A 21121-nucleotide genomic window follows, 5' to 3' on the forward strand; every position below is an offset into this window, starting at 1 on the left:
AATAATATTTTTCTATTGTACAAATAGATTTAAAGTTGTAATTGTAACTCTTTTTGATTACAAATTAGTTACAATATTTAATCATAACACTTTTTTTCTAAATATACAATAGCCCCATCCAAAAAAAATTAAATTTTAGTACAAACCAAAAGGTATTTTTGTAATTGATTAAAATATCAACATTAAAGAGATTGCTATTTGCATAAAAAATAATATAATTACATATGTTTAAAAATTTAATTCAATCTGCTATAATATTTACCGATCTTGATGGAACACTTTTAAATCATAGTGACTATAGCTATGACTCTGCAAAATTTATACTCAATTTTATAAAAGAGAATGAAATACCGTTGATCATCGCAACTTCAAAAACAAAAAATGAAGTGATAGAGTTACAAAAATATTTAGGAATTTCAACACCTTTTATAGTGGAAAACGGTGGCGGCATTATATTTCATAAAAAAGATGGTTATGAGGATATGGAGCTTGGGTATAATTATCAATACATAAGAGACTGTTTTAAAAAATATGCTAAAAAATATAAAATTCGTGGCTTTGGGGATATGGGTATAGAAGAGATCATGACATTGACCGGCTTGCCTTTTAAACAGTCTAAAGAGGCAAAATCACGCCTTTTTAGTGAACCGTTTGTGCTTGAAAATGAAAATGATTTTACTGCACTGAAAAAGCTTGCAAACTCTGATGATTTAGATATCGTAAAAGGTGGTAGATTTTATCACTTGATTACTCTTAATCAAGATAAATCAGTCGCTGTAAAAAAGTTGATAAAACTGTATGAAACAAATAATCAAAAAAAATACCACTCCATTGCTTTGGGAGACAGTGCAAATGATCTTGGTATGTTACAAGCGGTTGATACAGCCGTATTGATTCCACAAATTGATAACAGTTATATAAAATGTGATATAAAAAACATTAAAAAAGCACCGTTTCCAGGACCAGATGGATGGAATATCGCACTTAGAGAGATTTTTAATGTCTGATAAAATGATACTAAAAGAAAGTTTTATTAAATTGTTAGATGAGATAAGACCTGAAGTTTTGATAGAAAAACAGTGTCATATTGATAAAAATATATTGTATATACAAAATACTCTATATGATTTGAGCAAATATAACAATATCTTTCTATTGGGTTCAGGTAAAGCTGTGATGCCCATGGCTAAGGCAATGCAAAATCTACTAAAAAGCTATAAGCCCGAAACACTTTTGGTAGGCGCTTACGCTCAAAAAGAAATATTGCTAAATACCACTTATATACAAAGTTCACATCCTTTGCCTTCCCAAAAAAGCATAAAGGCATCAATAAGCTTGAAAAAGTTTATGAATAAAATGAGCAAGGATGATTTATATATTTATCTGCTTTCGGGAGGAAGTTCAGCGCTTATAGAACTTTTGCCAAAAAGTATAAGTTTAAAAGCTCTTGAAGAAACAACTGAAATTATGCTTCATAGCGGAATGCCTATAAATGCTATCAATAGTGTAAGAAAATCCATCTCTTTGATAAAAGGTGGTAAATTAGCAAGAGAAAGTAAAGCAGAAGGTTGCGTACTTGTTTTATCTGATGTTCTTAAAGATGATCTTAGTGTTATAGGTTCAACACCTCTTTATAACTGTAAACAAAATGATGATCCCATAAAGATACTAAAATCATATGATGTATTTGATAGAATACCTCTACAAGTTCAACATTTTTTACTTCAAGAGGGTTTAAACAAACAAAAAACAGTAAGCTCTAAAGTTAAACATTTTATTATAGGCTCCAATCAAACAGTAATAAAAAGGGCAAAAAAGATAATACAATCACAAGATATAAAAGTTTCATCTTTGGATTTTCCCATAGAGGGTGATGTTGAATATTTGGCAAAAAAACTTTATCAAAAAATATCAAGCGAAAAGAATCCTCAAAAAATATGCTATATAGCCGGTGGCGAAGCAACTGTCAGGGTAGAAGGCAAAGGTAGAGGAGGGAGAAATCAACATCTCTCTTTGTGTTTTTTAAACTACATGAAAAACCACAAAGATATAACTTTTTTAAGTGCCGCTACCGATGGAGTTGACGGCAATTCGAATGCATCCGGTGCCATTGTGGATCACTATACGTATGATAAAGCTATGGAGTTGGGATTGAATATCGAAGAATATTTGAGAAATTTCGATTCGTATACATTTTTTTCTAAAACAAAAGATCTGATCATCAGTGGTCCCACAAACAATAATTTGTTGGATATTGTTATGATCATGGTAAATACAAAAAATATACAAGGAGCTCTTAATGGCTGATTTTTTTCAAAATGGAGTAATAACAACTCTTCAAAGATTAGGAGATAGGACACTTGATAGTCTTGAAAAAGAGCTTAATGCGTTTGCCAAAAGGCATCATATGGTGCTGTTGCTACCTGCACTTTACTCAGAGTTTCAAACACCTGCAATGCATAAAATCATCGAAGAGTTAAAGAGTGTTACTTATCTTCACAAGATTATTTTAGGATTGGATCAAGCGACAAAAGAGCAGTTTGAAGAAGTCAAGGAGTTGATGTCCGCTTTACCTTGTCAAGTAGATATATTGTGGAACGACGGACCCCGCATCAAAGAGCTTTATAATGAATTGACAAAAGAGGGATTTCCGGGGTTAAATACTCCAGGAAAAGGGCGAAATGTATGGACAATGATAGGATACGGAATGACAGAACAAGATAATTACGCTTTTGCTCTGCATGATTGCGATATAGTAAATTATTCAAGAGAGATACCTGCAAGACTTTTTTATCCTATCGTTCATCCTGCTTTGGATTTTGAATTTAATAAGGGATTTTACTCAAGAGTTACTTCAAAGCTACATGGACGAGTTACTAGATTGTTTTATTCTCCATTAATCCACTCACTAGTTAAAGTATTTGGGATAAGCCGATATCTTGAGTATATGGAAAGTTTCAGGTACTCACTTTCAGGAGAGTTTGCATTTATCCGATCTTTAGGTCGCGGTATAGCCATATCTCCAACTTGGGGACTTGAGGTATCAACACTCAGTGAAGTATATAAAAGCACATCAAACAGAAGAATATGCCAGACAGAGATACTTGAAACTTATGAGCATAAACATCAAGAACTCGGCTCACAAAGTTCAGGTGGCGGTGTTTATAAAATGGCAAATGATATAGCAAAAACGATTTTTAGAGTTATGGCTCAAGAGGGTGTTGTCTTTTCTCAGTCTGCTTTTAAAACTTTACAGGCGACATATTATCAAGAGAGTCGTTTTGAAATCTCAAAATATAATGCTCTTAGCAAATTAAACGCTCTTGAGTATATACGTGAAAATGAGATAAAAGCGGTAGAATCTTTTGAAAATGCAATCAAAGAGGCAGCTTTGGAATATTATGAGGATCCGATGGGGATACCTTCTCTTTCACCTTGGATTACCGTTCGTTCTGTATTGCCTGAATTTTCAAACAAACTTGCAGAGTATGTCAGGCTGGATAATCAATGATGGACATATCCGATCCGAAACATTCTATTAATAAACGATTACATAAACTTTACCCTCCTCTTGTAGCTAAACAGGCAACAAATGATATCATTGATCTTATATCTAAATATAAGCAACGCATAGTTTCAAAAGATTACCATTTAAGTGAAAAAGATATCATACTTATTACATACGGGGATCAAGTTAGTCGTCCACATGAGGCATCTTTATACACTTTAAAAATATTTTTGGATACTTATTTGAAGGAAGTTATAAATTCCGTTCACATACTTCCTTTTTATCCGTCATCTTCAGACAGTGGTTTTTCCGTTGTCAATTATAAAGAGGTTGATCCTTATATGGGTTCATGGAAAGAGATAGAGGATATAAGTGCAGAATATCGCTTGATGGTTGATGGTGTTATTAATCATATTTCACAATTTTCCAACTGGTTTAAAGCATATATATCAGGTGATCCATATTTTAAAAATTTTTTTATAGAAGTAGATCCTGATACTGATCTATCTGAAGTAGTACGTCCTCGCACTACACCACTTTTGAGTGAATTTATTGATAATGAGGGCAAAATTCATTATATTTGGACAACTTTTAGCAAAGACCAGGTTGACTTAAATTATAAAAACCATCGTGTTTTGTGTAGTGTGTTGGATGCACTTTTTTATTATATTGAAAAAGGAGCAACTCTTATCCGTCTAGATGCTATAGCTTTTATATGGAAAGAGATAGGCACAAAGTGTGTGCATTTACCCCAAACTCATGAATTGATACAACTTATAAGAGAAGTGTTGCATGAAGTCGCACCGGAAGTTATCATCATTACTGAAACAAATGTACCGCACAATGAAAATATCTCCTATTTTGGAAACGGCAACGATGAAGCACAAATGGTATATAACTTTGCATTACCACCTCTTCTTGTTCATTCAATTTTACATTCCAATACAAAAACACTGACATCTTGGGCAAAGACATTGACTCTGCCAAGTGAAAAAGTTTGTTTTTTTAATTTTACAGCCAGTCATGACGGTATAGGCTTGCGTCCTGTTAAGGATATATTAAGTGAAAAAGAGATACAAAATATGATTGATTTTGTAAAAGATAATGGGGGTCTTATATCTTATCGTGATGAACCTGACGGTTCTCAAAGTCCATATGAATTAAACTGTAGCTATATTGATGCTATAAGTCATATAAAAGATGATGATCATATAAGAGTAAAAAAAATGTTGCTAACTCAAGCTACGGCTTTGGTGATGCCGGGAGTTCCCGGTATTTATTTTCATTCATTGGTAGGTTCAAGAAATTATATTGACGGAGTTAAACATACAGGTATAAATCGTACAATCAATCGTGAAAAGTACAATTTGGACTGGTTGGAAAAAGAGCTTAAAAAAGAGGGCGGGTTGGCCAAAACAATGCTTGACAGTTACAAAAGGCTTATCTCTATTCGTATAAACGAAGCATCATTTAATCCTTTTGGGAAATTTGAATTTTATGATTTAGACCAAAGACTTTTTGTGATAAAAAAGTATTCTTTTGACAAAAAAGAGTATATTTTAGCTATTCATAATTTTTCCAATGAAAGGGTTGTGGTATCTTTACCTGACGATATAAACTCTCCTCTTTGCGATCTTTTGTCAACTTATAATATTAAGATAGAAAAACAAATTACACTTCAGCCATATCAAATAATTTGGCTTAAAAATTTAAAGGAGAAAAAGTGATAAAAAAATGTCTATTCCCGGCGGCAGGATATGGAACAAGGTTCTTGCCTGCTACAAAAGCAATGCCCAAAGAGATGTTACCAATCTTAACAAAACCGCTTATCCAGTATGGTGTTGAAGAAGCTATGGATGCAGGTTGTGATGTAATGGCCATTATAACCGGTCGTGGAAAAAGAGCTATAACGGATCATTTTGATATATCATATGAGTTAGAACATCAGATAAAAGGGACACCTAAAGAAAATTTACTGAATGATATTCGTAAGCTTATAGATCGATGCACTTTTACGTATACCAGGCAAAATGAAATGAGAGGATTGGGTGATGCAATATATAAGGGCAATGTCCTTGTTGGAGAAAAAAACCCTTTTGCAGTTATTTTGGCAGATGATTTGTGTATCAATCCTAAGGGTGACGGCGTTTTAAAACAGATGGTAAATCTTTATGAAAAATACAAGTGTTGCATCGTGGCAATCATGGAAGTACCAAAAGAAGAGGTACACAAGTATGGTGTAATCGAGGGAAGCCAAATAGAAGATGGAGTGTTTATGGTTTCAAATATGGTAGAAAAACCTGACAACGATAAAGCACCTTCAAACCTTGCCGTTATAGGTAGATACATCTTAACTCCGGATATATTTAATGCTATCGAACATACAAAACCTGGAAAAAATGGAGAGATACAAATCACGGATGCTTTGTGTGAGCAAGCAAAAAAAGGTATGGTTTTAGCATATAAATTTAAAGGAAAACGATTTGACTGCGGAAGTGTTGAAGGTTTTGTTGAGGCAACAAACTACTTTTATAATTTAGAAAAAAACAAATCCTAAGTATACATTCATGAAAAATTATAGATTTATCTCATGGAACGTTAACGGCATAAGGGCTATCGATAAAAAAGGTGCTTTGAAATGGGTGGATGACGAAAAGGTCGATATCCTCTCTCTGCAAGAGATAAAAGCCACAAAAGAGCAGATACCTACCACTCTTTTTAAAAAACATTTTAAGCATATATTTGTAAATTCAGGTTCTATAAAAGGAAGGCATGGAGTAGCTATGTACTGCGATATAGAGCCTTACTTTATAGATAATGCCGAACACATCGATACTCTAAAAGAGGGCAGGATAAACGAGATACATTTTAAAACGGATACTTACGATATAGCTTTTTTCAATGTTTACTTTCCAAACGGTCAAATGAGCGAAGAGAGACTTCAGTATAAACTTGATTTTTATGATAGATTTTTGGAGTATTGTCTTGATCTTAAAAAAACCGGCAAATCCATCATAGTTTGCGGGGATGTAAATACGGCTCATAAAGAGATAGACTTGAAAAGACCAAAAGCCAATGAAAAAACTTCAGGATTTTTGCCGATTGAAAGAGCTTGGATAGATAAGTTTTTAGCTTCAGGTTTTGTGGATACATTCAGATATATAAACGGTGATATAGAGCACCAATACACCTGGTGGTCATACAAATTTAACGCAAGAAAGACCAATGCTGGCTGGAGGATAGACTACTTTTTTGTAAGCGATGACTTAAAAGTTAATATAACAGATGCAAAAATACTCTCAGACATAACCGGTAGTGATCACTGCCCAATATCACTAAGCATCAAGCTTTAAAGCACTCTTTATCGCATTTATATAGCTTTTTGGTGACGGATTTTTATCTTTGTATGCTATATCAAAAGCAGTCCCGTGATCTACTGAAGTTCTGATGATAGGTAAATTTAAAGTTACATTAACGCTTTCTTCAAAGTATTTCATTTTAACGGGTATCAATCCCTGATCATGATACATAGCTATAAAGTAGTTTAAATTTTTTAAATTTTTGGGACTAAAAGCAGTATCAGGAACCAAAGGACCGTAAAAAAACTCTTTTTTTATCTTCTTGTTCGCTTTTTTTATGGCTTTTTTTATGGCTTTTTCTTCATCACCTATCACTCCGTTATCTCCGGCATGCGGGTTTAGCCCCAAAACTGCTATATTTTGGGCTTTTTTTAAAGAATTATAAGTATCCATAAAAAAGCTATACAATTTATCTTTTTTGATATTTTTTGATACATCTTTTATAGGTATATGTTGAGTGAAAAGGATGGAAAAAAGTTTTTCGCATCCTATCATCATGATAGCATCTTTTTTAAACACATCCTGCAAAACTTCGGTATGGCCTTTATATCTTATACCGGCTTTGTTCCAGGCTTCCTTGTTGATTGGAAGTGTTGTGATGGCATCCACCTCTTTCTTGATCGCCAAATCAATGGCTTTTTTAAATGACATATAAGAGTAAAAACCGCTTTTTTTACTTACGGTACCAGGTTTTATGGTAAATTTTTTATCTATGCCAATCATTTTAAAGTCATCCGGAAGTGGCTCGTCTAAAAGTTTACAAGCTTGTAAAGCCATCTCCTTATCCACTATATAGATGGGTTTACAAAGCTTTTTTATCCTCTTGTGGGTATTTAAAGCTATCTCAAATCCTATACCGTTCAAATCGCCTATACTGATGGCAATTCTTTTTCTCAACTCTTCACCCATCCTCTCATTCACCCATTCACCAACTCTATCATGTCTTCTACGGCTTTTTGAAAGCCTACAAACATACTTCTTGCTATGATTGATTGGCCTATATTTAACTCTTCTATATGTTCTATGTCGGCTACATCTTTTACATTTTGATAGTTAAGCCCGTGACCGGCGGCAACCTTTATACCAAATTCATTGGCTTCATTTGCTGCAGTTGCCAGTTTATTTAGTTCAATTCTTAGCATCTTTTCGAGTTCTCTTCTTTGTATATCAAACTCTTTTATGGAATTTTTGTTGTATCTCAAGTTACTATAAAGCATGGAATGTATATTTGCGTATCGTCCGGTATGTAGTTCTACCCAGTCAACCATAAGAACTTTAGAAGCTCTTATCATCTCGATAGTAGGGTCTATAAAAAGAGATACTTCTATATCGTTGGCTTTTAAAAAATGAACTACACTGTCAAGCCTGCTGTGATACGAGGCGATATCCAAACCTCCCTCAGTCGTTACTTCTTCTCTTTTTTCGGGAACTATAGTAGCTCTATGGGGTTTTAATTCCACTACTTTTTCTATGATATCTGGATCTATGGAGCACTCAAGATTTACAGGTAGCTGAGAGTTTTGGATGATCCTTTTTGCGTCATCATCATGGATATGCCTTCTATCTTCTCTTAAGTGGATAGTTATCTGATCGGCTCCTGCAAGCCTGCACAAAGGTACTGCATCAAGCGGATCGGGGTCATTGACTTTTCTTGCTTCTCTCAAAACTGCAATATGGTCTATATTTACACCTAATTTCATAATTTATAACCTTTTTTATAAAATTTGGGTATTATACCAAAATCTTTTATAAAGGATTTAAAAATATGGTTGCATTCGATCTTGGGTCAAACACACTAAGAGCGGTTAAATTCGACTGCGAAGCCAAAGAGAGAGTCAAAGAGTATGAAAAGATAGTACAAACTGCCGACGGACTGCAAGAAAGTGGAGAAATCAAAAAAATCACTATCGAAAAGATAGTTGAAGCCATCAAAGAAGCAAAAAAAGTAATCGATACAAAAGATGAACAAATAGCAGCGGTTGCAACCGCTGCTTTAAGGATAGCATCCAACAGTGAAAAAGTTTTAAAAATCATCAAGAAAGAGACCGGGGTTGATTTTAGAGTTATAAGCGGCACCGAAGAGGCAAACTATACAGCAGTTGCAGTTAGTGAGCGACTTAAAAAACTGGGCTTGCAAAATGAAGACTTTTTACTTCTTGACTTAGGTGGAGGTTCAAGTGAAATCTATATAAAAAAAGAGCAGAGATCTTTTATCAAAAGTTTTCCTTTGGGCATAGTAACCCTTACCCAAAAATATGACTCTATAAGCGATGTAAAAGAGAGTTTGGAAAATGAGACAAAAGAGATAAGAAAATTTATAGACGAGATTTACAAGCAATTCTCCAAACCAAAACTGTTTGTCAGTACCGCCGGCACTGCTACGACTTTAGCCTCTTTTAAACAAGGTATCGATTATGAGCATTATGATCACGCTAAAGTTACAGGGGTCATCTTGAGTATAAACGATATAGATCAGGCATTGCAGAAACTTCTATCCATGAGCGAAGAGGAGAGAAACAGATGGGTGGGAGTAGGCAGAAGTGATTTTATCATCAGTGGTATTTCGATACTTAAAAAGATACTTAAAATCACGGAGTTTGACAATATGGTTGTTATAGATGACGGTCTTAGGGAAGGTGTGGCCATAGATAAATGCAACGAGCTAAACTCCAATATTATATAATATTAATTTTGTTTTGATATAATACAGCCTTTGTGTAACATCAATAAAAATGAAATATAATAAAGGAGAGCGTATGCAACTCTCAGGATCACAAATGGTCATCGAAGCACTCAAGCGTGAAGGGGTAAAAACCGTATTTGGTTATCCCGGCGGTGCTATCATGAATGTATATGATGAAGTATACAAACAGGATTTTTTTGAACATATATTAACCAGACATGAACAAGCCGCGGTTCATGCTGCTGACGGATATGCAAGAGCCAAGGGGGACGTGGGGGTTGCATTTGTTACCAGTGGTCCCGGATTTACCAATGCGGTTACCGGGCTTGCTACGGCGTATATGGATTCTGTTCCGTTGGTTGTTATAAGTGGGCAGGTCCCTATCACCATGATAGGAACGGATGCTTTTCAAGAGATCGATGCTGTTGGTATAAGCAGACCTTGCGTAAAACATAATTATTTGGTAAAAGATGTCAGTGAACTTCCGAGAATTTTAAAAGAAGCATTCTATATAGCAAGAACAGGAAGGCCGGGTCCTGTACACATAGATATACCAAAAGATGTTACAGCTCAAATGGGTGAATTTGTCTATCCAAAATCCATAAAGCTAAAAACTTACAAACCAAACTATGTGGGAAACCCAAGACAAATCAAAAAAGCGATAGAACTTATAGCAAATGCCAAAAGACCCGTATTTTACCTTGGTGGTGGTGTCATGAGTTCAAGTGCCACAAAATCTGTAAGGGAATTTGTTGAAATCACCGGGATACCGACGGTTGAAACATTGATGGCCAGAGGCGCACTTCCTCATGATCATGAGCTTCTTTTTGGAATGCTTGGAATGCACGGAAGCTACGCAGCAAATATGGCGATGAGCGAAGCAGATCTTATGATAGCTATCGGAGCTAGATTTGATGATAGAGTTACCGGAAAACTCAGTGAATTTGCAAAACATGCCAAGATCATACATGTCGATATAGATCCAAGCAGCATAGGCAAACTTGTGGATGTGGATCTCCCTATAGTAGGTGATGTTAAAAATGTCATCAAAGAGATGATACCAAAGGCAAAAGACAAGATAGACAAAGAAAAGTATATTCCATGGGTTGAACTCTTAAAAAGATATGATGAGATACATCCTTTGAAATTTGAAGATAGCAACGAAGTCATAAAGCCACAATGGGCTATAAAAAGAGTAGGTGAACTTTTAGGAGACAAAGCTATCATCTCAACCGATGTCGGACAGCATCAAATGTGGGCTGCACAATTTTATCCGTTTACAAAACCAAGACAATTTGTAACAAGCGGCGGTTTAGGAACGATGGGATTTGGATTTCCTGCCGCTATGGGTGTAAAAAGAGCGAAAGAGGATAAGATAAGTATAAATTTTTCAGGTGACGGATCGATACTGATGAATATACAAGAACTTATGACGGCAGTCGAGAGTAAAATCCCGGTCATAAATATCATCCTGAACAACAACTACCTTGGAATGGTTAGACAATGGCAGACATTTTTTTATGACAAAAGATACTCTTCTACCGATCTTTCCATGCAACCGGATTTTGTTAAATTGGCTGAAAGTTTTGGAGGTATCGGCTTTAGAGTTGAAACGAAAGAGGAGTTTGACAAGGCATTGGATGAAGCTGTCAAATCCAACAGAGTTGCGATTATAGATGTAGTGGTTGATAGAATGGAAAATGTTTTACCAATGGTACCGGCAGGCGGAACACTGTACAATATGATGCTTGATTTTAAGGAATGATTATGAGTGAAACAACTAGAAGAGTAATTTCTGTTATAGTTTTAAATGAGCATGGTGTGCTTTCAAGAATTTCCGGTCTTTTTGCCGGAAGAGGGTACAATATAGAATCTTTAACCGTTGCTCCCATACCTGATACGGAATTTTCAAGATTTACCATAGTCACAAAAGGCAATAAAAGAGTCATAGAACAGATAGTCAAGCAACTGCATAAACTTATACCTACTTATAAAGTTATAGAAAATGTTGATTTTGTCGAAAAAGAGATGGCACTCATCAAACTTCCTCTAGATGCAGATCTTAACGGTCTTGACGCTATACTAAAAGCCTACAACGGGACTGTTGCAAACGCAGGAAAAGATTTCATCATAGTGATGGTAGCTGATGACAGTGACAGAGTAGGGCATTTTATAGAAGCTATGGGCAAATACAATCCCATAGATGTTGTAAGAAGCGGTTCAGTGGCCATGGAAAGATAAGTAGCCAAAACAAGGAAGATTCATTGAAATTAAACAATTTACTAAAAAATATCGGTTTAAACGAGGTTGATAAAGATATAGATATAGATATAACATCCATACAGGATTTGTCAAAAGCAACTAAAGATTCTCTTAGCTTTATCACTTCAAAAAAATACCTTGATGATTTAAAACACACAAAAGCCGGAGCAGTCTTGGTTGCAAATGATTACGAAAAGTATACTCCTAAAAGTTCCGTTGCCATTACTTGTGATGATCCGTATCTTTATATGGCTTATGCAAGTAAATTTTTTAAAAAAGATTTGGTCACGAAAGAGTATATCGAACCTGTTTTGGGTGAAAAAGTTGAACTATCCGATAAGGCATCAGTCGGTTCAAACGTATCCATAGGTCAAAACAGCATCATACTTGCCGGAGCAGTCATAGGAAACAATGTAAAAATCGGCAAAAACTGTGTGATATTTCCAAATGTTACCATATATAATGATACCGTTATAGGTGATGATTGCCGCATACACGCCGGGACTGTTGTGGGTAGTGACGGTTTTGGATACGCTCATACAAAAGACGGCAGACACATCAAAATATATCATAATGGAAATGTCATCATAGAAGATGATGTGGAGATAGGGGCAAACTGTACTATAGACAGGGCGGTATTTGGATCGACTCTCATAAAGAAAGGAACAAAGATAGACAACCTGGCTCAGGTAGGGCACAATTGCAATATCGGAGAAAATTCCATCCTTGTTTCACAAGTTGGACTTTCAGGCTCGACCGAGCTTGGAAGAAATGTAGTGATGGGAGGACAAAGTGCCACGGCAGGACATTTAAAAATCGGAGATTTTGCTACAATCGCCGCTAGAGGTGGTGTATCAAAAAGTATAGAGGGAGGCAGAGTGTACGGAGGTTTTCCTTTGACACTTCAAAAAGATTGGCTAAGACTTCAAGCCAAAATATCAAAACTAATTAAAAAATAGGAGAAAAAATGGGCGGAGAACACAAAATCATAAAAACATTTGCATTGGCAGGAACAAAAAAAGGTTTGATTTCAGTTGCACATATCAACGAACCATACGGCAAAGAATCAAATCCGGTAGTAAGTATAGGAATATCTTTAAAAGGCGATATAGACGAGCCTGATTGGAAAGCGCATATCCCTTATGAAAATCTTGATGAACTCATAGAAGCACTTCAAGAGGCAAGAGAAAGTCATAAATAATTTATGACTTTCTCCTATCATCCACAATATGATTTTCAATTCTTTTTTTAATGATGTTTAAAAAAATTTTCTCACTTTCTTTATTAAAAGCACTTTTTGGTATAAAAATATAATTTTCTCTATAATAAAGTAAAAAACCATTATCTTCAAGTAAAACTCTTTGTATCTCATTCCATGATATAGCGGTTTCATTTATGGTAACATTTTTACTATCAAACTCTACAGTAATAGTTTTATCTTTTAAAGGAGATTTTTGAAATGCGTTTAAAATAAAAAGTTTTCTTAACGGCCATCTTAATAGATACCAGTATATTAAAAAAACAGTAGATATAAAAAGAAGTCCAAATGCTCCCTTTTTAAAAAATGCAACCAATCCAAACTGTGAAAGAGCTATAAAAAACCATCCGGTAAATCTTTTAGGTGAGTGTCTTAGCATATCTTCATACAGGCTTTTACTGCCTTGTAGATATGTCTGTTTGTCCCATTTGTACGATAAATTAAGCTTTGACATGCTCATCTGATTCCATTATCCACAAATTATCTTTTTTTATACATCCATTCTCTTCCAAATCATCGATCATCTGAAGTGTTTGCACATATAGTTCATCATATTTTTTACTAAATTCTTTGTATTTTCTTTTTTCTTTTTTTGCATACCACCAGGCAATTACAATCGAAAGCATAAAAAATCCATATATGTACCATTGCCATGATTTAAGGCTCAATAGGACTATGAAATATTGGACTGAAAAAAGTACAAAAAATTCTATAGAAAATATAATAACCAAAACCGAACTATGCTCAAAGGCAAGTGTATATTTTTCTATTTTTCTAAGAGTATCAAGATTTGTATTGATCGTTTCTGCTTTTTGTTTACAATCTTCTTTTAAAGTCGTTATATCTATATTTTTCAAATGTATATTACTTAAATTATACTCGATATTTGTCTGCTTATATTCTTCAAATATTTCAGGATGATCTATAAGAATATGTTCGATTTCCTGAACACTCAATTTTCTTTTTCCCGCAACTTTTTGTACTTCTTGAAGTATCAAATCATACAAGCCGACATCTTTTATCTCAAGGGCTACTCTTTTTATATTTGTCAATACACACTCCCGTATTTCCGACAGTCAAAAGACTGTCGGAAATCATATAAATTATGCCGCTTCTAATTCCAAGCCATATGAAGCAGTTTTATCTTGAGCCGGCAAAAAGATACCCATAAGTCCTTTTATACCTATACTCATAACAATATTATACAAAAATATTGCCCATGCTATTAATATCATCGACCCAAAAATAGCCCCTAGCGTATAAAGAGTATGAAACTCTCCATTTACATATAGATGGCGTCTCAATGCTCCTTGAAGTCCTGCCATACCTACAAATGCGCCCATGCCTATACCACCTATGAAATATAACCAGAAGTGTGCATTGGACAATTTCAATGAGTACATTTTTGTATTATTTGTAACAAGAGGCCAAAGTACATATAAAGCACTATATAGTGTCATATATAGACCTACTATCAATGCCATATGGAAGTGGGCAAAAGATATCCAACTAGTATTGTGCAAAATTCTGTTCATACCCATATCTGCTTGAATGATTCCTGCAGGAACTGCCAATCCAAAACCTATCAAACCACCAAGAAGATACTTTAATTCCATAGTCATTTTAAGAGGCCTTGCTTTCCATAAAGTTACAAGCGTGATAAACAGTGCCAAACCTTGAGTAAGAAGCTCAAATGCAGTTACCATCTCTCCTGAGATAAGTTTCATCATTTCAGGTTGTGGTTGATCAGACAAAAGATGATGAGACCAAACCATCCAAGAAACGATAAGCTCAAGCATAAGGGCTGCTCTAGCTACATTTTCCATAAAAAGTCTTTGACCTGTTATAATCATTGCCAAAAGATACCATGCTCCTGCTACATATATAAGTACCAACCCGTCAGCAACTAGGTCAAGACCCCACCAAAAGTAATTTTTATATAGTAATGCATCTATAGTTGCAACATCCAAAGAGTGTCCGGCGACAGAAAAAACAAGATAAACCAGAACCAATACTCCGGCGCTAAGTATAACAAGTGCATCTAGAAATGTATCAACCGTACCTCTAAATATCGCAACAACCGGAAGTGATAAAGCCGGCTCTTTTGAATATGGTGGTTTTCCAGTGATCTTATGTAAAAGATTTAACATACCGTCAATACCAAAACCACTTACCAAAAGCTCCTTTGTAGTTTTGTTTTTATGTACACCTACTCTTGCAAATATAGTTGCATAGATATTGTAGATAAAGCACAGTGTTCCAACCATTATAAGTGCCGCACCTACTATAAATACTATACCGCCTATCGCTTCAAACTGCTTAAGATCAGCCGGAAGTGGCCAATAAAGTGTATATAAAGGCGCATAATGCCAAGCAAATGCAGCAAACCAAGCCAATGCAGTACCTATGGTTATAAGAAGCCATGTTGCATTTGCCAATTTTACACTATAAAGTGGTTTTTTTGCCAAAAACGGTACCAAAAATATAAAAGCAGAAAATACAAGCTGATAAGTTGAGCCAAAGATTCCTACTATCGGATGAGCTGTCATAATGGCAAAAAAGTGAGGAGCATGGGAAAACATGTCCGGCAAAGGATTGGTCGGTCCCAATTTCACCATTCTCATTATCATTCCCTCGATCGCCACAAGACCGAAAAATAGAAATGACATCACTACGCCTCTTAGGGCTACTTTTTGTAAAGCGTTAAGCTTTGTATGGTCAAAATTCGTTCCATTTATAAGATTGTTAGCAAAACTCATTAATTGCCTCCTTTATTATTGTCACAGCCTACAACTTTTACGGCATTTTTTACAAATAGTAAATCTTTTCCATCTTCGCTGTATTGAGCCGGTCCGGAATACTCTGTCGAAGTAAGGTTGAAAGTACCCGGAAAATTAAATGTCCACATTAGTTTATTTTCATGACCGGGATCAACTTGCATTTGAGTGACCATGGTTCCGTTTTGTCTGAAAAGTCCAAAACCATACATAAGATCTCCACTTGTAACATCAAAAAGTGTAGGTTTTCCGCAGTTTACCACCATTGGTGTTTTTGGAAGTACCCATTTGTGATCTTTTATCTGTATATGAAATACCTTATCCGGCTTTATTTGATCTTTCATCATATCTTCTTGCACCCAAGGGATTGTATTGTATGTAAAGATATGATGACCGACACCACCGATTACCAAAAAAGCTATATACCCATAAAAAGGTATTTTCACTATTGACTTCACTTTCTCTTTTCTTGTTAAATTATATCCGAACCACCCAACGATAGATATAATTAACAAAGCATAAATAGTGTAAGCAACATTGTGAAACTTCAATAATTCTATAGAATTTTGAAATGTCATGCTTCCTCCTTGTAAATTTTATATTTATTATAATTAATTCAAATAAAAATTGCATTGATTAAAATCAATAAAGTAATACTTTGAATTTAATTATTCATTTTAAGCTTTAAATGAGTAACAATTTTACATACCGACATCAAAGAAAAAACTTGTGAAATTAGAAACTTTTAGATATAATTCTGCTAAATTGAACTAGGAGAGCTGATAAAATCGGCTGAGAGTAGGGGTGTGTACCTCTTTATCCTAAAGTACCTAACCATAGATAAGACCAACTATGGTTTGGTACTTAAACCTGATCCGGATAATGCCGGCGGAGGGAAAGTTTGCTACTACAAAAAACATCCTTTCACTATCATTTTCCGGAACAAATCAACAAGGATTTTGATGAAAAAGAGAGTGGCTTTGAGTATCGCCGGATTTGACGGGAGTGGCGGAGCAGGAAACCTGGCTGATATGAAAACATTTTTGGCTCATGATTTGTATGCCTTAAGCGTAATCACTTCCGTCACCGCACAAAATACAACCGGTGTCAAAGATAAACTTGATATAGATAAAAAATTTCTACATAAACAATTAAAAACACTTTTTGAAGATATAAAGATCGATGCCATTAAGATAGGGATGATACCAAATAGTAAAAATATCGAAGTTATAGCAAAATTCATCAAACTATATAAAACAAAAACTGTTTTGGACCCGGTTATCATCTCGACAAGCGGATACAGACTTTTAAGTAAAAAAGGTATAAAAAGGCTAAAAAACAAACTCATCCCCCTGGCAGATATCATTACACCAAATATAAATGAGGCCCAGACCCTAACAGGTATAAAGATAAACTCTATAAAAGAGATGAAAAAAGCTATAAAAAAACTTCACAAGATGGGCGCCAAATCCATTTTAATGAAAGGCGGTCATTTATCGGGTAAATATGCGATAGATTTACTATATACTAGGGGTAAATTTTATACTTTAAAGCAAAAGAAGGTCAAAAGTAATATAGATTTTCACGGTACAGGATGTATTCTCTCTTCTGCAATTGCCGCCAACCTTGCAAATGGATACGGTATGCACAAATCGGTAAAAAGAGCAAAAAAATTCATAACCAAAAAAATTGAACACAGTTTCAAGATATCTTCAATGGGGGTAAATTACATCATATGATAAATATAACAATTAACTCAAAAGAGGAGCGACTTGAAAAAGAGATGGATGTAATGACTTTTTTATCAAAAAAAGGTATAAAAAAAGATAGCGTCGTCGTACTGATAAATGAAGATGTTATAAAAAAAGATGATTTTGAAAGGGTCATGATAAAAGATGGTAACAAGATAGAAATTCTTAGATTTGTTTCGGGAGGGTAAAATGAACGATATACTAAAGATAGGTGAAAAAGAGTTTAAAAACAGACTTTTTACGGGGACGGGAAAATTTCCCGATAAACATATGATACCAAAGATTCTAAAATCAAGCGGCTCGGAGATGATAACGGTAGCTTTAAGAAGAGTGGATTTTTCTATGCCTGAAGAGAATGTGTTGGAGTATATAGACAAGAGTGTAACACTTTTGCCCAATACTTCAGGAGCCAGAGATGCCAAAGAGGCTGTAAAGATAGCTAGGATTGCTAGAGAAGCAGGTTGTGGTGATTTCATAAAGATAGAAGTCATACATGATATGAAATACCTGCTGCCGGATAATGAAGAGACCGTAAAAGCTACTGAAATTCTATCAAAAGAGGGGTTTGTCGTTTTACCATATGTTATGCCGGATCTCATAACTGCAAAAAAACTTGAAGACACTGGAGCTGCAGCAGTGATGCCTCTTGGCTCTCCCATAGGATCAAATCAGGGATTAAAGACAAAGTCTATGATAGAGATCCTTATAGAAAATATCTCCTTACCCATCATAGTGGACGCTGGCATTGGAAGACCATCCCAAGCCGCAGAGGCTATGGAGATGGGAGCGGATGCGGTTTTGGTAAATTCTGCCATAGCAAATGCCGATGACCCCGAGAGTATGGCGGAAGCTTTTTCGCTTGCGGTAAAAGCCGGCAGAAAAGCATACCTGGCAAAAATAGCTGAAACTTCGTCTAAAGCCAAAGCGTCCTCTCCGCTTACCGGATTTTTGCATGACTGATTTTAAAAGATTTGACAGTTTCAAGGATATACTTGAAAGTTATGAAAATTTTGACTTTAAAACATATCTGCAAAATGTAACAGACAGTGACATAAAAAAGAGTTTGTCAAAAGAGAAGCTTGATGAATTTGACTTTTTAAACCTTATAAGCAACAAGGCTCAAAACTATCTTGAAGATATGGCAAGAATTTCAAGAAGAAATTATCTAAGACATTTTGGAAGAGTTATACAGCTTTATATACCTATATATGTATCAAACTACTGCTCAAGTGACTGCTCATACTGCGGCTTTAGTAAAAAAAACAAGATCAAAAGAAAACATTTAACCAAAGATGAGATAGAGGCTGAAGCTAAGGAGATAGCAAAAACCGGCATAAAGCACATCCTTCTTTTAACAGGTGAAGCGAAGAAGATCGCTGATTTGGATTATCTCAAGATGGCAATAGGGGTGCTAAAAAAATATTTCAGCTCTATCGCCATAGAGATATATCCGCTCGATATAGATGAATATATGGAGTTAAAAGATACTGGAGTTGATTCGCTGACTGTTTACCAAGAAGTTTATGATAAAGATATATACCAAGAAGTTCATACTTCTGGAGAAAAAAGAGATTATCTTTATAGGCTCGATACTCCTGAAAGAGGAGCAAAAGCAGGTTTTAGAGCTATAAATATAGGAGTTTTGTTTGGCTTGGCTGATATACAAAAAGAGGCATTTTTCAGCGCTATTCATGCAAAGCATCTTATGGACAAATACCTTGAATGTGAAATATCACTTTCGCTTCCCAGGATAAATCATGCAGAAGGCGACTATAAACCAAGATACGAGCTTGACGATAAAACTTTTTTACAAATCATGCTTGCATACAGGATTTTCATGCCGATGATCGGCATCAATGTTTCCACAAGAGAAAGAGCATCTTTTAGAGACAATTTGCTAGGGCTGGGAGTTACGAAACTATCAGCCGGTTCAAAAACCGATGTCGGAGGATATGAGGGTATAGATGCTTCCACCCCACAATTTGACATAAGTGACGAAAGAAGCGTTGAAGAGATAGTTAAAGTCATAAAACAAAAAGGTTATCAGCCTGTTTTTAAAGATTGGGAAATGATTTGTGAGTGAGTAATGAGTGAATGAGTGAATGAGTGAATGAGTAGATGAGTAGATGAGTAGATGAGGAGGAGAAGATGAAAGAGATACCTTTGGGGCTTTATGGGATTACGGCGGAAAATTTTGCCAACGGCAGAAGCAATGTAGAGTGTGTTAAAGAGATGATAAAAGGTGGCATTAAAATCATCCAGTACAGAGAAAAATATAAAAGCATAAAAGAAAAAACCAAAGAGGTAAAAGAGATAACGAAAATTTGCAAAGACAACGGTGTGCTTTTCATAGTTAATGATCATATCGATATAGCCATGTTAGTTGATGCCGACGGTGTTCATGTCGGACAAGATGATATGGATATAAGCGATGTTAGAAAGCTCATGGGAGACGATAAGATCATAGGAGTTTCTACGCATGCTCCCAAGGATGCCATAAAAGCTCAAGAAGGCGGGGCTGATTACATAGGTGTAGGACCCATCTTCCCTACAACCACTAAAGATACTAAACCGGTTGGGTTGACATATCTAAAATGGGCGGTAGAAAATGTAAAGATTCCCTTTGTTGCCATAGGTGGTATCAAACGATACAATATCGACGATATCTTAAAAACCGGAGCAAAAAGAGTATGTCTTGTCAGTGAAATCGTAGGTGCGAACGATATAACAAAAACGGTATCTTATCTTCAGACTAAATGTTTAAACGGTAGCCAAGACCATACTCCGTAGTTATGATGTCTTCATCCTCAGGGTAAATATCTTTGATCTTTTTTCTTATATTTTTTATATGACCATCAAGTGTGCGTTGATTGCTTTTTGGCGAGAGTACTTTGTATAGATCTTCTCTATATATTATCTGTTTTGGATTTTCTATGATGATCTTTAGTATTTTAAATTCCGTTCTTGTCAATTTCAACAAACTGTTTTTGTAATATATACTGTTATTGTCTACCTTAAAGACGTTTTCCGGCAAAAAATCTTTTATGCTGGTATTTTTTCCAAGATGCACCCATATCCTGGCTTCCAGCTCCATTGGATCTATAGGTTTTACAAGATAATCACTGGCACCGAATTTGAAAGCTTTGATCTTCGTTTGAGTATCCGAGTATCCGCTGATGACAATGACTGGTATATTGAAGTTTTCCGAATTTAAAAATTTTAACACTTCATACCCTTCATAATCAGGAAGATTCAAATCCAGCAAAATCAAGTTGTAGTTATTGAATTTTATCCTAAATATAGCATCCGTTATAGTGGTAAATATCTCAGCATCAAACCCCTTCTCGGTTAAAAACTCTTGCAAGGATAGTGCACTTTCCGTGTCATCTTCGATAAGTAGAATTTTATTTTTTATCAATACATATACTCCAAAAAAACAGAATCTTCATATTTTACCCACATTTTTCTTATAATAACATTGTATAATAAATTTTTAAAAATATTATCTGATATTATTTTGCGA

General features: G+C 35.1%; 23 protein-coding genes. 16 read left to right on the plus strand and 7 right to left on the minus strand.

Going from position 1 to position 21121, the window contains the following annotated elements; translation table 11 throughout:
• Nucleotides 1-224 precede the first annotated feature (224 nt).
• Genes ACZ47B_RS03215 through ACZ47B_RS03240 form a run of 6 tightly spaced genes read left to right on the plus strand, consistent with a single transcriptional unit; the run spans nt 225 to nt 6861 of the window.
• Complete coding sequence (locus ACZ47B_RS03215) at nt 225-1007, plus strand: HAD-IIB family hydrolase (RefSeq protein WP_464895243.1); 783 nt, start codon at nt 225-227, stop codon at nt 1005-1007.
• Nucleotides 1000-2307 carry a glycerate kinase type-2 family protein gene (locus ACZ47B_RS03220; protein ID WP_464895244.1) on the plus strand — a complete coding sequence of 436 codons (1308 nt, stop codon included), beginning with the start codon at nt 1000-1002 and terminating at the stop codon, nt 2305-2307. Before ACZ47B_RS03215 ends, ACZ47B_RS03220 begins: the two co-directional genes overlap by 8 nt.
• Nucleotides 2300-3511 (plus strand): glycosyltransferase family protein, encoded by a 1212-nt coding sequence (locus tag ACZ47B_RS03225; protein ID WP_464895245.1) that lies wholly within the window; start codon nt 2300-2302, stop codon nt 3509-3511. The genes ACZ47B_RS03220 and ACZ47B_RS03225 overlap by 8 nt, the downstream gene beginning before the upstream one ends.
• Nucleotides 3508-5235 (plus strand): sugar phosphorylase, encoded by a 1728-nt coding sequence (locus ACZ47B_RS03230; RefSeq protein ID WP_464895246.1) that lies wholly within the window; start codon nt 3508-3510, stop codon nt 5233-5235. The genes ACZ47B_RS03225 and ACZ47B_RS03230 overlap by 4 nt, the downstream gene beginning before the upstream one ends.
• Nucleotides 5232-6065 (plus strand): UTP--glucose-1-phosphate uridylyltransferase GalU, encoded by an 834-nt coding sequence (gene galU / locus ACZ47B_RS03235; protein WP_464895247.1) that lies wholly within the window; start codon nt 5232-5234, stop codon nt 6063-6065. Before ACZ47B_RS03230 ends, galU begins: the two co-directional genes overlap by 4 nt.
• 10 nt (nt 6066-6075) lie before the next feature.
• The gene (locus ACZ47B_RS03240) at nt 6076-6861 is read left to right on the plus strand and encodes an exodeoxyribonuclease III (protein ID WP_464895248.1); all 786 of its coding nucleotides are present in this window, start codon (nt 6076-6078) and stop codon (nt 6859-6861) included.
• Here the strand turns inward: ACZ47B_RS03240 and pdxA are convergent.
• The gene (gene pdxA, locus ACZ47B_RS03245; RefSeq protein ID WP_464895694.1) at nt 6844-7776 is read right to left on the minus strand and encodes a 4-hydroxythreonine-4-phosphate dehydrogenase; all 933 of its coding nucleotides are present in this window, start codon (nt 7774-7776) and stop codon (nt 6844-6846) included. The two genes, ACZ47B_RS03240 and pdxA, sit on opposite strands and share 18 nt — an antisense overlap.
• A gap of 8 nt (nt 7777-7784) precedes the next feature.
• Nucleotides 7785-8567 carry a pyridoxine 5'-phosphate synthase gene (locus ACZ47B_RS03250; RefSeq protein ID WP_464895249.1) on the minus strand — a complete coding sequence of 261 codons (783 nt, stop codon included), beginning with the start codon at nt 8565-8567 and terminating at the stop codon, nt 7785-7787.
• A gap of 65 nt (nt 8568-8632) precedes the next feature.
• Between ACZ47B_RS03250 and ACZ47B_RS03255 the strand changes: the two genes are divergently transcribed.
• The 5 genes from ACZ47B_RS03255 to ACZ47B_RS03275 all read left to right on the plus strand — a co-directional run bounded on the left by ACZ47B_RS03255 (nt 8633) and on the right by ACZ47B_RS03275 (nt 13013).
• The gene (locus ACZ47B_RS03255; protein ID WP_464895250.1) at nt 8633-9550 is read left to right on the plus strand and encodes a Ppx/GppA phosphatase family protein; all 918 of its coding nucleotides are present in this window, start codon (nt 8633-8635) and stop codon (nt 9548-9550) included.
• A 73-nt stretch (nt 9551-9623) separates the two neighbouring features.
• Nucleotides 9624-11315, plus strand: a complete 1692-nt coding sequence (locus ACZ47B_RS03260; protein ID WP_464895251.1) for an acetolactate synthase large subunit — start codon at nt 9624-9626, stop codon at nt 11313-11315.
• 2 nt (nt 11316-11317) lie between these two features.
• A complete protein-coding gene (gene ilvN, locus ACZ47B_RS03265; RefSeq protein WP_464895252.1) occupies nt 11318-11791 on the plus strand; it encodes an acetolactate synthase small subunit in 474 nt (157 codons plus the stop codon).
• Between the two features lie 23 nt (nt 11792-11814).
• Entirely contained in the window at nt 11815-12771 is a 957-nt protein-coding gene (gene lpxD / locus ACZ47B_RS03270) for a UDP-3-O-(3-hydroxymyristoyl)glucosamine N-acyltransferase (RefSeq protein ID WP_464895253.1), read from the plus strand.
• A gap of 8 nt (nt 12772-12779) precedes the next feature.
• Nucleotides 12780-13013: a hypothetical protein gene (locus ACZ47B_RS03275; protein WP_464895254.1), complete on the plus strand. Its 234-nt coding sequence runs from the start codon at nt 12780-12782 to the stop codon at nt 13011-13013.
• Nucleotide 13014: 1 nt separating this feature from the next.
• Here ACZ47B_RS03275 and ACZ47B_RS03280 read toward each other — a convergent pair whose 3' ends face one another.
• Genes ACZ47B_RS03280 through ACZ47B_RS03295 form a run of 4 tightly spaced genes read right to left on the minus strand, consistent with a single transcriptional unit; the run spans nt 13015 to nt 16425 of the window.
• Nucleotides 13015-13530 (minus strand): YcxB family protein, encoded by a 516-nt coding sequence (locus ACZ47B_RS03280; protein WP_464895255.1) that lies wholly within the window; start codon nt 13528-13530, stop codon nt 13015-13017.
• A complete protein-coding gene (locus ACZ47B_RS03285) occupies nt 13511-14122 on the minus strand; it encodes a hypothetical protein (protein WP_464895256.1) in 612 nt (203 codons plus the stop codon). Before ACZ47B_RS03285 ends, ACZ47B_RS03280 begins: the two co-directional genes overlap by 20 nt.
• Before the next feature lie 51 nt (nt 14123-14173).
• Entirely contained in the window at nt 14174-15829 is a 1656-nt protein-coding gene (locus tag ACZ47B_RS03290) for a cbb3-type cytochrome c oxidase subunit I (RefSeq protein WP_464895257.1), read from the minus strand.
• Complete coding sequence (locus ACZ47B_RS03295) at nt 15829-16425, minus strand: cupredoxin domain-containing protein (protein WP_464895258.1); 597 nt, start codon at nt 16423-16425, stop codon at nt 15829-15831. The genes ACZ47B_RS03290 and ACZ47B_RS03295 overlap by 1 nt, the downstream gene beginning before the upstream one ends.
• Nucleotides 16426-16653: 228 nt before the next feature.
• On the opposite strand from ACZ47B_RS03295, the gene thiD reads away from it, so the two are divergent.
• The 5 genes from thiD (at nt 16654) to thiE (ending at nt 20388) form a co-directional block, all read left to right on the plus strand.
• Nucleotides 16654-17586, plus strand: coding sequence for a bifunctional hydroxymethylpyrimidine kinase/phosphomethylpyrimidine kinase (thiD, locus tag ACZ47B_RS03300; protein ID WP_464895259.1), 933 nt, complete (start codon nt 16654-16656; stop codon nt 17584-17586).
• Entirely contained in the window at nt 17583-17786 is a 204-nt protein-coding gene (gene thiS / locus ACZ47B_RS03305) for a sulfur carrier protein ThiS (RefSeq protein WP_464895260.1), read from the plus strand. The genes thiD and thiS overlap by 4 nt, the downstream gene beginning before the upstream one ends.
• A 1-nt stretch (nt 17787) precedes the next feature.
• Nucleotides 17788-18558: a HisA/HisF-related TIM barrel protein gene (locus ACZ47B_RS03310; RefSeq protein ID WP_464895261.1), complete on the plus strand. Its 771-nt coding sequence runs from the start codon at nt 17788-17790 to the stop codon at nt 18556-18558.
• The gene (thiH, locus tag ACZ47B_RS03315) at nt 18551-19681 is read left to right on the plus strand and encodes a 2-iminoacetate synthase ThiH (RefSeq protein WP_464895262.1); all 1131 of its coding nucleotides are present in this window, start codon (nt 18551-18553) and stop codon (nt 19679-19681) included. The genes ACZ47B_RS03310 and thiH overlap by 8 nt, the downstream gene beginning before the upstream one ends.
• Before the next feature lie 65 nt (nt 19682-19746).
• Nucleotides 19747-20388, plus strand: coding sequence for a thiamine phosphate synthase (gene thiE, locus ACZ47B_RS03320; protein WP_464895263.1), 642 nt, complete (start codon nt 19747-19749; stop codon nt 20386-20388).
• On the opposite strand, the gene ACZ47B_RS03325 is transcribed toward thiE, so the two are convergent.
• A complete protein-coding gene (locus ACZ47B_RS03325; RefSeq protein ID WP_464895264.1) occupies nt 20351-21016 on the minus strand; it encodes a response regulator transcription factor in 666 nt (221 codons plus the stop codon). The genes thiE and ACZ47B_RS03325 overlap by 38 nt on opposite strands.
• Between the last annotated feature and the right edge of the window lie 105 nt (nt 21017-21121).

Source organism: Thiofractor thiocamini (assembly GCF_055384375.1).

Bases quoted from the DNA above. Each gene is read 5' to 3' on its own strand.
- thiS (WP_464895260.1), top strand. From the start codon at position 17,583: ATGATAAATATAACAATTAACTCAAAAGAGGAGCGACTTGAAAAAGAG.
- pdxA (WP_464895694.1), bottom strand. From the start codon at position 7,776: ATGGGTGAAGAGTTGAGAAAAAGAATTGCCATCAGTATAGGCGATTTG.
- thiH (WP_464895262.1), top strand. From the start codon at position 18,551: ATGACTGATTTTAAAAGATTTGACAGTTTCAAGGATATACTTGAAAGT.
- ACZ47B_RS03260 (WP_464895251.1), top strand. From the start codon at position 9,624: ATGCAACTCTCAGGATCACAAATGGTCATCGAAGCACTCAAGCGTGAA.
- ACZ47B_RS03230 (WP_464895246.1), top strand. From the start codon at position 3,508: ATGATGGACATATCCGATCCGAAACATTCTATTAATAAACGATTACAT.
- thiE (WP_464895263.1), top strand. From the start codon at position 19,747: ATGAAAGAGATACCTTTGGGGCTTTATGGGATTACGGCGGAAAATTTT.
- ACZ47B_RS03240 (WP_464895248.1), top strand. From the start codon at position 6,076: ATGAAAAATTATAGATTTATCTCATGGAACGTTAACGGCATAAGGGCT.
- ACZ47B_RS03215 (WP_464895243.1), top strand. From the start codon at position 225: ATGTTTAAAAATTTAATTCAATCTGCTATAATATTTACCGATCTTGAT.
- ACZ47B_RS03275 (WP_464895254.1), top strand. From the start codon at position 12,780: ATGGGCGGAGAACACAAAATCATAAAAACATTTGCATTGGCAGGAACA.
- ACZ47B_RS03310 (WP_464895261.1), top strand. From the start codon at position 17,788: ATGAACGATATACTAAAGATAGGTGAAAAAGAGTTTAAAAACAGACTT.
- ACZ47B_RS03295 (WP_464895258.1), bottom strand. From the start codon at position 16,425: ATGACATTTCAAAATTCTATAGAATTATTGAAGTTTCACAATGTTGCT.
- ilvN (WP_464895252.1), top strand. From the start codon at position 11,318: ATGAGTGAAACAACTAGAAGAGTAATTTCTGTTATAGTTTTAAATGAG.
- ACZ47B_RS03290 (WP_464895257.1), bottom strand. From the start codon at position 15,829: ATGAGTTTTGCTAACAATCTTATAAATGGAACGAATTTTGACCATACA.
- ACZ47B_RS03280 (WP_464895255.1), bottom strand. From the start codon at position 13,530: ATGAGCATGTCAAAGCTTAATTTATCGTACAAATGGGACAAACAGACA.
- ACZ47B_RS03250 (WP_464895249.1), bottom strand. From the start codon at position 8,567: ATGAAATTAGGTGTAAATATAGACCATATTGCAGTTTTGAGAGAAGCA.
- ACZ47B_RS03255 (WP_464895250.1), top strand. From the start codon at position 8,633: ATGGTTGCATTCGATCTTGGGTCAAACACACTAAGAGCGGTTAAATTC.
- ACZ47B_RS03220 (WP_464895244.1), top strand. From the start codon at position 1,000: ATGTCTGATAAAATGATACTAAAAGAAAGTTTTATTAAATTGTTAGAT.
- ACZ47B_RS03225 (WP_464895245.1), top strand. From the start codon at position 2,300: ATGGCTGATTTTTTTCAAAATGGAGTAATAACAACTCTTCAAAGATTA.